This window comes from Morganella sp. EGD-HP17, from assembly GCF_000512315.2.
Lineage (GTDB): Bacteria > Pseudomonadota > Gammaproteobacteria > Enterobacterales > Enterobacteriaceae > Morganella > Morganella morganii.
The window spans coordinates 1-11,160 of record NZ_AZRH01000027.1 but is presented as its reverse complement, the minus strand read 5'-3'; the positions used below and the strand labels follow the sequence as shown (position 1 = coordinate 11,160).

Annotated in this window: 12 protein-coding genes; 10 read left to right on the top strand and 2 right to left on the bottom strand. The window is 47.4% G+C overall.

Features of this window, described 5'->3' with window-relative positions:
• Positions 1–1,085: 1,085 nt before the first annotated feature.
• Positions 1,086–1,667 carry a DUF2726 domain-containing protein gene (locus X965_RS18020; RefSeq protein WP_051997399.1) on the bottom strand — a complete coding sequence of 194 codons (582 nt, stop codon included), beginning with the start codon at positions 1,665–1,667 and terminating at the stop codon, positions 1,086–1,088.
• 135 nt (positions 1,668–1,802) lie between these two features.
• Positions 1,803–1,997, bottom strand: a complete 195-nt coding sequence (locus tag X965_RS18015) for a hypothetical protein (protein ID WP_036419555.1) — start codon at positions 1,995–1,997, stop codon at positions 1,803–1,805.
• Between the two features lie 186 nt (positions 1,998–2,183).
• On the opposite strand from X965_RS18015, the gene X965_RS18010 reads away from it, so the two are divergent.
• The 10 genes from X965_RS18010 to X965_RS17960 all read left to right on the top strand — a co-directional run bounded on the left by X965_RS18010 (position 2,184) and on the right by X965_RS17960 (position 11,140).
• Positions 2,184–2,381 (top strand): hypothetical protein, encoded by a 198-nt coding sequence (locus X965_RS18010; protein WP_036419554.1) that lies wholly within the window; start codon positions 2,184–2,186, stop codon positions 2,379–2,381.
• Between the two features lie 88 nt (positions 2,382–2,469).
• Positions 2,470–3,489, top strand: coding sequence for a replication initiation factor domain-containing protein (locus tag X965_RS18005; RefSeq protein WP_253280788.1), 1,020 nt, complete (start codon positions 2,470–2,472; stop codon positions 3,487–3,489).
• A gap of 16 nt (positions 3,490–3,505) precedes the next feature.
• Entirely contained in the window at positions 3,506–3,787 is a 282-nt protein-coding gene (locus tag X965_RS18000; RefSeq protein ID WP_036419551.1) for a single-stranded DNA-binding protein, read from the top strand.
• A 230-nt stretch (positions 3,788–4,017) separates the two neighbouring features.
• On the top strand, positions 4,018–4,260 hold the full coding sequence (locus X965_RS17990; protein ID WP_051997397.1) for a hypothetical protein: 243 nt from the start codon (positions 4,018–4,020) through the stop codon (positions 4,258–4,260).
• Positions 4,261–4,372: 112 nt separating this feature from the next.
• Entirely contained in the window at positions 4,373–6,100 is a 1,728-nt protein-coding gene (locus X965_RS17985; RefSeq protein ID WP_156341086.1) for a hypothetical protein, read from the top strand.
• A gap of 1 nt (position 6,101) precedes the next feature.
• Complete coding sequence (locus tag X965_RS17980; RefSeq protein ID WP_036419546.1) at positions 6,102–7,619, top strand: hypothetical protein; 1,518 nt, start codon at positions 6,102–6,104, stop codon at positions 7,617–7,619.
• A gap of 2 nt (positions 7,620–7,621) precedes the next feature.
• Positions 7,622–7,912 (top strand): DUF2523 family protein, encoded by a 291-nt coding sequence (locus tag X965_RS17975; RefSeq protein WP_036419544.1) that lies wholly within the window; start codon positions 7,622–7,624, stop codon positions 7,910–7,912.
• Between the two features lies 1 nt (position 7,913).
• Positions 7,914–8,981, top strand: coding sequence for a zonular occludens toxin domain-containing protein (locus X965_RS17970; RefSeq protein ID WP_036419543.1), 1,068 nt, complete (start codon positions 7,914–7,916; stop codon positions 8,979–8,981).
• The gene (locus X965_RS17965) at positions 8,981–10,225 is read left to right on the top strand and encodes a type II secretion system protein GspD (protein ID WP_051997395.1); all 1,245 of its coding nucleotides are present in this window, start codon (positions 8,981–8,983) and stop codon (positions 10,223–10,225) included. Before X965_RS17970 ends, X965_RS17965 begins: the two co-directional genes overlap by 1 nt.
• Before the next feature lie 675 nt (positions 10,226–10,900).
• A complete protein-coding gene (locus X965_RS17960; RefSeq protein WP_036419542.1) occupies positions 10,901–11,140 on the top strand; it encodes a hypothetical protein in 240 nt (79 codons plus the stop codon).
• The last annotated feature ends 20 nt before the right edge of the window (positions 11,141–11,160 follow it).

Below are 11,160 nucleotides of genomic sequence, written 5' to 3'. Positions count from 1 at the left end.
GGTTCGCATAACGTATATGACGTTATGTTGCAAGTGGGTTCGTTCCGGCACCGGCAGACTGTTTGCCGCCGGTGCCGGGGCGGTTCGTCTTTAACATAGCGCGCATTATGCGAGCCATAACGTTATTTTTCACGTAATACCGCCGGGTTACGTGATTATTTTTACGTAAGGGCATAAAACAGACCTGCGTCACATAACCGCAATTAATATAACGATTATGCAACAAGCATGAGAATCCGGCGGATTTTGGGTTGATCATGCCGTGTTCATATAGTTAAATTTCACTTGCTGAAGATTCTCTTGTAGGAACGATTTCATTAGTGATTATGCTGTGTGATTTTTAGGGGCCGCATCACCGGCCCCTTTTTTTATGGGATTTTTCTGCCGCTGACGTCTTATATACAGGGCGCAAAGTAGATATTCGTCACATAACCGAAATTAACATAACGATTATGCAACAAGGACGGGAATCCGGTGGATTTTAGGTTGATCATACCGTGTTCATATAGTTAAATTTTGTTTGTTCTATGCGTACTATTTTATATCGTGGATTTTTTGAGGGCCTCGTCGCTGCGCCCTCTTTTTTTTATGTTTTTTCCGCAGCTTACTGATTTTATTTTTTTATATGCTGAGTACAAATTCGTGTTAGTGATACCTTGCTTCTATTATTAGGGTGCGTCAGGAGATGCGCCCATTTTTTTTAAATACGGATTGCTTTCCTTGTCATAATAATCAAAAAAACGTGTATGTAGTGGAAAAGCAAGTAAAAATTACTCATCAAAAATAACACCACACCCATTGCGACCATGACAGCCACCGTTGGATCCGGGCACGTTATTATTTTGATTGCGCCTCCTGAAATTTCGATAAAAGTCACTTCATGTATAAAGCTGTAAACCCGCGCAGACCCTATCAGAAACATAGATAGCCACAGATTTGCCCAACATACGATAGATCTGTATTTCTCCAGCATAACACTCCTTATTTTTACGATTAGTTTAACTTTTGTTTAATTTCAGGTGATTTGAAAACTCAGACGTTCCATTCAATCACGAAAACCCCCGTCATGTACTACGGGGGTAGTCTCAGGGTAACTCCGCGCTTTCCGGCGATTTGACTAGTATTTCTTCTTTCTTTTGTTCTTGTATTTTTTTATTGTAATCACTTATATCGTGGACTCTTAATAAAGAGATTCCTGCTTGCTTCATTGCTAAGTTAAAAATGATATCTCTATTGATTCTGTTTTCTTTTGTGTGAGTATGGTCATCTAACTCAATTGCGTGCTCTATAGTGAAATTTTCTTTTTTGACAACGAGATAATCACAGTGCCACTGAGATATTTGCTTGAATAACGAATTGTATTCTTTACTTCGCGGATGATATTTTTTGTTTGGATTTAGTATGTCGGCAACCCTAACTTGCGGAAAAATATAGTTTTTATCTCCTATTTGCTTGTTTAGCGCATAGAAGAAATCTCGTTCGCTTCTTGTCATGAAACGTTTTTCGACGTAGCAGTCATTGTGTTTCTCCATCAATTGTAATGAATAATTCTTTTTTGATTTATCTCCATTTTCATTTTTATTCGGTTCTTTTATTACGCTTTTCATCTTAACGATGTATAAGCAAACCAGAATACACACGATAACAAAACCTAAGATATAGAACATGTTATGTTTCCTATAGGGTTATTGGATGATATTTTTTGACCACTTTCTATGGGCATGAAAAAGGCGACTTAGTCGCCAATAGTACAAATTGAAACTTTTCATAACTATATGTAAAGGATATATGCAGTAATAAGTTTATTTTTTTTGCTTTTCTTCATATTCATAGATTAAATCTTCAGTTGCAATTTTGCTATATTTATCAATTATATACGTGAGTAATTCCGACCACCTCACCTGTTTTTCTATTTTTTGGCTTAAGTTTATTGCCAACCTTTCCAGCTTGATCTGTCGATCTTCTGTGATGTTGTATGTTTTTCGTTTTTTGGTCATTTTTCCCTCACTATGCTTGTGAGCCTTTCTTACTAACTTAGAAGTTTATCGCACTATTCACTCATAAACTCAAAAACTATTGAACACACTAGCTCCGTGGTGTATGTTTCATAGTTATTAGTTAATGAGTTCATTTGTTCACTTGGTTTTTATTTACGGTTTTAACAGTTTGAGGCTCTTTGAATCATGAACATAATCTACTTCGATTACATAGAAAACTACGGTATCAACGCCAATGTTGGTGCCGATTGGGATTTCTATGGTTCATTTGATGAACTGTTCAGAGAGTGTATCCGCGTGCATTCGGATAATTTTGTTCTGGCATCTGTTACAGCGGGATCTTTTCCGTTCGTCGGATATCAGGAGAGTATCAGCAATGACTAATCCATCTCCTGTGAAAATGCCTTTACCGGAACATGCTGTTTTTATTGACCATTTGTCATTCAGCACGCCCGTTTCAGCTTTCAGGGAAATGCATACGTACAGCAAACGGGGCTTTGAATGGCGTAAATACCCGCCGTTGCCGGATATTCGTAACTTTAAATCCGCGTATTTCAGCAGCGAAACAACCGATCTCACGCCGGAAGAAACGACAGCCTATATTTCAGCGACTTACAATTGTTACTTTGAGCGCATGAAAATATTCATGTCTGAGTTTTTCGGTCTGGCAGTCGGGCCGTCCCGGGGGCGGGGCGGTCATTTTTATCAGGATTCAGCACCGTTATTCAGCGTTGACGGCGGCTATGAACTGCTGGGTACTGTCTATTTCGGTGGTAACTGCGACACCGTTTATATTCAGATCTCGGGGAAAGGCTGTGCTCATGTGTTCAGTTATACAACACCAGAATCAGTCCATAACATACTGGAGCATTTGGGTATTACCACCCTGAAACGGCTGGATTTGGCAACGGACGATTATCACGGCATTTATACCTGTCAGGCGGCTGTTCTGGCTTACAAAGATGATGCTTTTTACGGTGGTATGGGGCCGCGTCCGTGTTTTGAGTATTCTCAGGGGGTCAGTGCTGACGGGGAAATCACCAAAGAAATGCTGACCGTCGGCTCCCGTAAATCCCGTGTTTACTGGCGCATTTACAATAAAGCGGCTGAGCAGAAAGTTACCGGTGTCTGGTTTCGTTCTGAGGCGGAATTAAAAGACGTTCCGCTGGATGTTCTGACGGAGATCGCTGCAACATACACCGGTATCTGTGCGTATTCGGCGCAGATTAATACCGCGCCTCCGCAGAAAATCACCCGCGGAGCAGGGCGCAGAGCAATTGATTCCGTTGAGGGGATGCTTCGCTGGATAAGAAAACAGGGGTCTTCGACACTGGCAAAGATCTTTCATCTTGTCGAAGGTGATCCGGTAAAACTGATTGAACTGGTTATACAGGAAAAACATATTCAGGATTTAAATATTAAGTTTGATATAGCACCGCTGTATCAGAATTTAATTCGTCAAAAATTACAAACGGGAATAACACCGTTTTAACTGAAAAGGAAAAACAATGTCATTTATTAAAATTGAACTTAATCCGTCGGATTGCGCCGCTACCGTAAAAGAGGTTACATCTAAAAAAACCGGAGAGGTTTTACATTTTCGCGAACAAAAGGGATATGTTTATAACGGCGGGATTTATCCTAAGCAGTTTATTATTTCACTGGATGATAATCAGGCGGAATACCCGGCAGGGATTTATACCATTGCACCTGAATCAATTGACGTGGGTGATTTCGGCGCGCTGAAATTCGCGTCCCGTGTGAAATTAATTTCCGCCGATAAAAAATAAGGATTCATTATGGCAGTGTTATCCGGTGAGATTTGCGATATCACATTAAATACATGTCAGTCAGTCACATTTAATATAGATTCACTGCCATTTGAAATTGCATCGTCACAGCCCTTTGAGGGTGCAATGTATTTCGGGTACAGCTTTATAGCCGTGATGTCATGCTGGTTATTCAGTCTGGGTTTGGGGCAGATGTTAAATTTAATTAAACGTTCATAATAAGGAGTTATATGTTTAACCGTATTAAAAGTAAATTTCTGGCGGTATGTGTGGCGGGTGCTGCGGCTCTTACGGTGGTTTCTTCGCCCGTAATGGCGGCGGATGCAAAAGGCCCGGATTATTCGCAGGTTACCAGCTCCGTTGATTTCGCTGAGGTGATGGTCGGTATTATGGCCATAGCGGTCGCAATTGCCGGGTTATATGTCTGCATTAACGGTGTGAAGAAACTGACGGGCTTTTTACGCTCTGCGTAATCCGCGTTTTAACAAAGAGAAAAGGGGATTTAATCCCCTTTTTTCGATCTGAATCAGGAATTTATCACGTGAGTGAACTCTGGAATCTTTCTTATTTTTTGTTGGGGATAGTATGCGCATATGTTGTTATCACCGGACTAAGGGACTGATTGCTTATTTTCTGTGTTTTAATCTCTGCTTCCTCTCCTTTCCCCGTGTTGCCTCTGCCAATCCCGCGCTGTTAGCCCTTGTGGCATTTGAAGTTCCTGCTGTTGCGGAATTATTCGGTGTTATCGGCAGCTATCTTTTTGTCGGGGCAGCGACCACCGTTGTGACAGCCACCACGGTCGGCATCGCGGTCGAACTCAGCCGCAGCTCTCCCGTGACGGGGGAAGCTATCCGCTCCGGTGAAAAAGAAGCGGCGGTCGGGCTGTTACTGGCGGAATCCGTCATTACCCTCGCGGATTTGGAGGTGGAAAAATTCCGCAAAGGACAGATGAAAATGACGGCGGACATGATGAGCAGTCAGATTGTTTCGTCAGCGGTGGCGCGGTACGGTGTGCCTTCCCGTTATAATCCGGTGCCGGTTTATGAGTATATGGAATCCGCAAACAGTCATGTATATCCGGAACCGCAGGCGTCTGTCACGGGCACCGGGTTAACCAGTGCGGTTATCGCACCGTATCAGATTTCAGCCGGTTACATAAACTATACCGACAATCCGGACTACCATGCTTACATCTACGGCGGCACTGACACGGCCTTGTTTCAGCATCTGCTGTCATACCCGTCATTTCTGGAAAATAAGTATAAAAAGCACCTGGAGATTTACAACGACCTGTTTTTTTCTGTCGGGTCGTTCGGGGCGCGTCACTGCGTTGAAGCCCGCAGTGAGTCCGGTTATAACAGCGTGCATAATTTCACGCCGGTATCCCTTGACCCGCCGACCGCACCGGCGGCGACAATGACAATATCACGCTCATCATCAGTGATACCGGTGATGACCGGTAACAAGGTGATTCAGGTTCCGGCGTATTCGTCCGCGCTGTATGTTATCCCCCCGGTGAAATACAACTGCATGTATCTGGATGAGGAATACAATTTTAAGGGGGAGTTGCTGACCTCTGAAATCCGTACATACAGCCCGTCTGTGTCGGCGCAGACTGTCCGTGTTGATGTGGCACCACAGGCGGCATTTATCGATTACAACTCGGTGATGGCACAGCCTGACAGCCGTCAGCGGACATTCGGCCTGTTACCGCCGGTGTATCAGGTGCCGGAACTGATGGACATTTACGGCGGCCGCGCACTGTCACCGGAGGCACTGGCCGACCTGTACAACCGCGCATGGCAGCGGGCATCGTCACGGGCGGATTACAAAGGCGTTCCGTACACCGCATCCCGGGCAGCGACCGCTCAGATGGTGCGGGATATCCGGGATGTCCGCAATCTTGACCTGACCATTGCCGGTGCGCTGGTGACACCGGTCAGTATTGACGGCACGGCGAAGTGGGATATTCCGGTGTACAGCGTGTTTACCAATACGTATGTGTCCATGCTGACCATTCAGAAGAGTGCGGAACTCGACATCGGTGATTACCCGGTCATTCCGCGCCCGGTACTGGATGCGGAACTGGATTTGTCACCGATATTAAATTCCTTCGGCTGGCTGTTTGCCATTAACGTTAAAACCCGCAAAGCGGACTGTCCGGTATTTAATGTCGACATTGAATACCTTGATTTTCATGATGCGTATTCATCGCATTGTGAGGTATTAAACGACAATGAAAATATATTCCGCACCTTTGCGGTCATTGTATGGGTCATGATTGGCCTGCTGATAACATTCAGGCGGAAATAACATGAAATTAAAACACTGGCTGACCGGGTGTTTATTGCTGTCGCTCCCGGCACTGGCGGATGATGTGATTAATGCGGACAGTCTGACCTCGGAATTAATGACTGTGGGTTATAACAAAGCACTGGATGAGGCAAAAATATATTATGAAAAAAACAACATGAGATATGACCATGACATGCTGATTAAAACGCTGGAATTACTGACCCTTGAATTAAACACGTATCTGGACAGAACAAAATACAAAGTATTTATGCGGGAAAATAATCTGACGTATTTTAATCTGTTTCTGAACCGGCGGTTAATCAGCACATCAGAACTTGAGTTTGAGCATTCATTTACGGATGAGCCGGACGCGGAAGACGGGGAGGATGATATTATCTGCCTTTTTACGTTCGGCTGGAATAATACGGTTCCGGATAACCCGGACGGCATATTAACCGGGCAGTGTGACCGGAAAGCAAAAAAAGACGACGTGATTTTGCGCACCGGTATAGGGCAGGACAGTATTTATATTTATGAGAACAGTCAGACAAAGGAATATTACACCTCTGACACCAAAACCGGCATTCCGGATTTTGTCCGCGCGGTACTGGAGGTTGAGGCGTATAACGCATTATTGCAGGATGCGTATTTCTATTCGTTCGGTGAACCGTTCACGATTTTGGAGGTACGCTATAAAACGCACTACTGGGATGAGGTATCAGGGGATTTTTTATTTCGCGGGAAAAAAGCACTGATGCTGTCTTCTTATTACTTCAACAACTCAATGGTGATGACGTATCAGGTTGACCATCCGGACGGGACGAAAGAAGAAATTACGGTGTCCGCCACAGCCGGTTCGGGAAAGGTGGTTAACCGTCTGCCGCGCTACGTTCCGCCTGATTCCGGCGGACAGTATCAGAAAACCGTTAATCCGTTTACGGATATGCCGGTTCGCGGGCGTTTTCTGACCGGGCTTGCCCGCAATGAATACCCGGCTGACCGTCTGGCGGATTTTCTCAATTCCGCCTGGCGTTCGGTGTCCTCCCGCACCGGTTACGCCGGTATTCCGTACCGCGGTGATTATGCCGTGACCCCTGACATGCTCACCACGTATCTGGAGACACAGGGTAAGCCGTTCACGCAGCTGCATCTCCACGATGTGATAAACGGCGGACGCATCCGGTTATACCGTTGGTCAGATAAATTTAACGGTTATGTCTCTGATGCGCAGTTTGAGGAAGGGGAAAAAATCCCGCTGGATATCGGCAATTACCCGACGCTTTCCCGTGATGAATTAAACCCGCCGGAAATGACGCAATCCCTTCTGCCGGTGCTCAATTCGTTCTTTTTCCTGCGTCAGATTGAACTGAAAACCCATTCGCAGCAATGCCCGGCGATTTCCGTGCCGTTTCTCGGGGAAACCGTGTCGGATGATACGTACTGTTCGGTGATTGAAGAGCAGAAACCGTATATCCGGCTGTTTTTTATTCTCGGCTGGACGCTGGCCGGACTGATTATTACCTTCAGGAGTAACTGATTATGTGGGGATTACTGACCAGTGCCTTTAACGGTGCATTCAGTGTTTTACTGAAAGAAATCACGGTGAAGTTTCTGGTGTTCACGGCGGTGACACTGCTGATTGCCGCGATTATGGCGGTGGTTGTCGAGTTTATGCCGTCAGAAACCAACCTGACAGACCTGTTTGAACTGCTGCCGGATTCCGCCTGGTATTTTATCAACCTGGCTGAACTGCCGTTCGGCATTCAGGTGGTGTTTACGGCGGTGGCCACCCGGTTTGTGTTCGGCATGATACCGGTTGTGGGTCACTGATATGGCAATCACCGCGTATATCGGTATCAACGGCTCCGGCAAGAGCTATGAATGTGTCTCTAATGTGATTGTTAACGGTGTGCTGGCCGGACGGCGTGTTGTGACCAACATCGTCGGTATTCAGCCGGAACTGATACGGGAATACTGCATAACGGAACACAAAGCCGATGAGGAACGGCTGGGGACAGTGATTGCGGTAACGGATGAGCAGTGCACACAGGCGGATTTTTTGCCGTTCAAGGGAAAGGACGGTAAATGCACCACCCATACACTGTGTCAGGCAGGTGATCTGATTGTGCTGGATGAACTCTGGCGGCTGTTCGGCTCCGGTCACAAAATGACTGAGCAGCAGCAGTCCTTTTTTGCGGAACACCGTCATTTTACCCATCCGGAGACCGGCGTTTCCTGTGACTTTGCCTTTATGTCTCAGGAGTTGTCCGGTATCAGCCGGTTTATCCGTGACCGCACCGATAAAACCTTCCGTATGAAGAAACTGAATGCGGTCGGTATGAACAAAAATTACCGGATTGATGTGTATGACGGGCACAAGCTGGTGAAGGCCGCGCTGATTTCGTCGTATCACAACCGGTATAAAAGCAAAGTGTTTCCGCTGTATAAATCCCATGACGGCGGGAACGGGACAGAACTGGTGGTTGATAAACGCCAGTCACTGCTGACCCGTAAATTTCTGATTATCCGGGTGGTCATTCCTCTGGTGCTGTTTGTATGCGGCATGGTGTATCTGGTGAGTTACTTTCGCGGCCCGGGGCAGAAAACGGAACCACCTCCGGCGCAGAGCACAGTGGTGCAGACGGCCTCAGACCCGGCGGATGCGGCGTATCAGCGTCTGACACAGGCCGGGGGACAGGCGGATTACAAAAGGGTGTCCGGCACCTCGGATTACCGGATAGCGGGGCGGTTATCCCGCAGAGGCCGGGATTACGTGATTTTACAGGCACCGGACGGGCGGCTGCGCTTTGAGGCGGCGACCCTGTTTTCGGAGGAAGACGGCTTTTTGTCGGGACACATTGACGGTCAGGCCGTCACGTTATTCACAGGACGCAGATAATGAAAAGAATCATCATAATACTGGCGGTATGCCTGTTTGCCCGGGGCGTCTGGGCAAAAGGGGTTGAGTTTGAGCTGAACCGGGTTGAACTGCCGGAGGCGATTAACCTGATTTACAACCACATGTTCACACAGCCGTATATGCTGTCGCCGGAACTGGCGGACGACAAGCGGATCGTGAGCTTTAAAATCACGGCCGATATTGATGAACGGGCATTTATAAAACGGTACTTTGAGAACATGAATATCCGCATTTCGACCCGTGACGGCGTGGATTACATCGGCACAGTGAAGCCGGTGACGGTGGCACCGAAGCAGGAGGTTTTCACGTATTCACCGCGTTACCGTTCGGTGGAATATCTGACGGATGTCCTGCGTACCTTTGTGGAGGGTTCATTTTCAGCCGGCGGCGGTCTGGGAACAGGATTCAGCCCGGAGCAGATAAAACCGAGCACCGCCTCGGATGCGTTTAACCGTTCGGGGGATTTGCTGGTCTTTTACGGTACGCGGGAGAATATCGCCAGAATACAGCAGGTACTGCCGCAGCTTGATACCCGGACAAACGAGGTATTTGTTGCGGCGTATGTGTTTGAGGTGCAGACATCCGAACATAACGGGTCAGGACTGGCACTGGCGGCGCAGCTCCTGAACGGGAAAGTTCAGGTGGCGACAGGTTCACTCACGGGGTCGTTTGATAATTATATCCGGGTGACAGGGTCACGCATTGATGCGCTGTATGAGCTTTTCCGGCAGGACAGCCGTTTTCATGTGGTGAGTTCGCCGCGCCTGCGTGTGCAGTCCGGCAACAAGGCGCAGTTTTCTGTCGGCTCGGAAGTGCCGGTACTCGGTGGCATTCAGACCGACAGTAACGGCGGCCGGTATCAGTCGGTCAGTTATAAAAACTCCGGGGTGATTTTTGAGATACAGCCGGACGTGCGCGGGGATATCACCAATCTGGTGGTGAGCCAGCAACTGAGCACGTTTGTGAAAACCGATACCGGTGTGAATGATTCGCCTACGCTGTTAAAACGTGAGGTATCGACATCGGTTGGTGTCCGTTCCGGGGATATCATCGTACTGGGGGGACTTGCGGAAACGAAAAACAGTGAGGCGGAAACCGGCTTTACGTTTTTGCCGAAGTCGTGGACATCCTCCAGTGAGGAGAAATCGAAGTCCGATATTCTGATTTTTCTCCAGCTTGACGTGGACAGTGAAAAACCACTGACACCCCGGTTACTGAAGTAACCGGCGGCGGTGAGCCGTCCGCGCCGCCCGCAGCGCAGCGAGGACGCACGGACGGGTTACAGTCGCAGGTTGATGAAAATATCAGGGCGGCAGCGGGATTTCGCGGGGCATGTTTTATGCCGACAGGCATGTGAGGCGGCACGCAGCCGTATCAGGGATAACCGTCAGTCAGACCGCCGTTAAAACAGGGGGACTGTCAGAGCAGCAGGAACCCGCGCCAGCCCCCTGATAAGCGGGTTTTGTTTTTTACGGACGTTCAGCGGTAAAATTGCGCAATGGTCGCAGACGAAAGAATCTGTCTGCAATGATGGTATAAATATTCAGAGAGATGATGCATGTTAAAGAAAGCCGCACGATTTTTGCTGCCGGGTTATTTTGGGGCGGGTTTTTTGCTCGGGGTCTTTTTTCCGGTTTATTTGTGCATTTATAAAAAGCCCATCTTTGATGAAATCATACTGAGTATAATTGACCTCATGGGGCTTTTTGGTGTGCGTCTTATCTAATAGGCTGATCGCTCATCGTTCGCAGTGCAAAATGCTATCATTTTTCTGCGCTGCAGCGGCGCCGGTGAGTCATTTTTGATATCATTTTCAGGTTAGCCGGCGCGCCGGCTGCATTAAAAATGATAGCATTCTGAGGCGGCAGTAAAACAGACATCAACACCCGGAGGATATGATGAGAACATTGACGATCAGGCTTCAGCCGCAGCATGAGGAAGCGCTGGAGAATGCAGGCGGCTTACTCAGCGAAAAACGCGCGTCACAGACGCTTCTTAAATCACTGATGGTTTATCAGTCCCATTGTGACGAAATCGCCCGGCTGAAAGCGGCATTGTACAAGGCTGAATCAGAACGCGATAAATACCACGAAAAGATAGAACGTTTCAAAGCTGCCCGGTATGCTTTATTTGAATAAGGAATCACCCGCAAACCCGT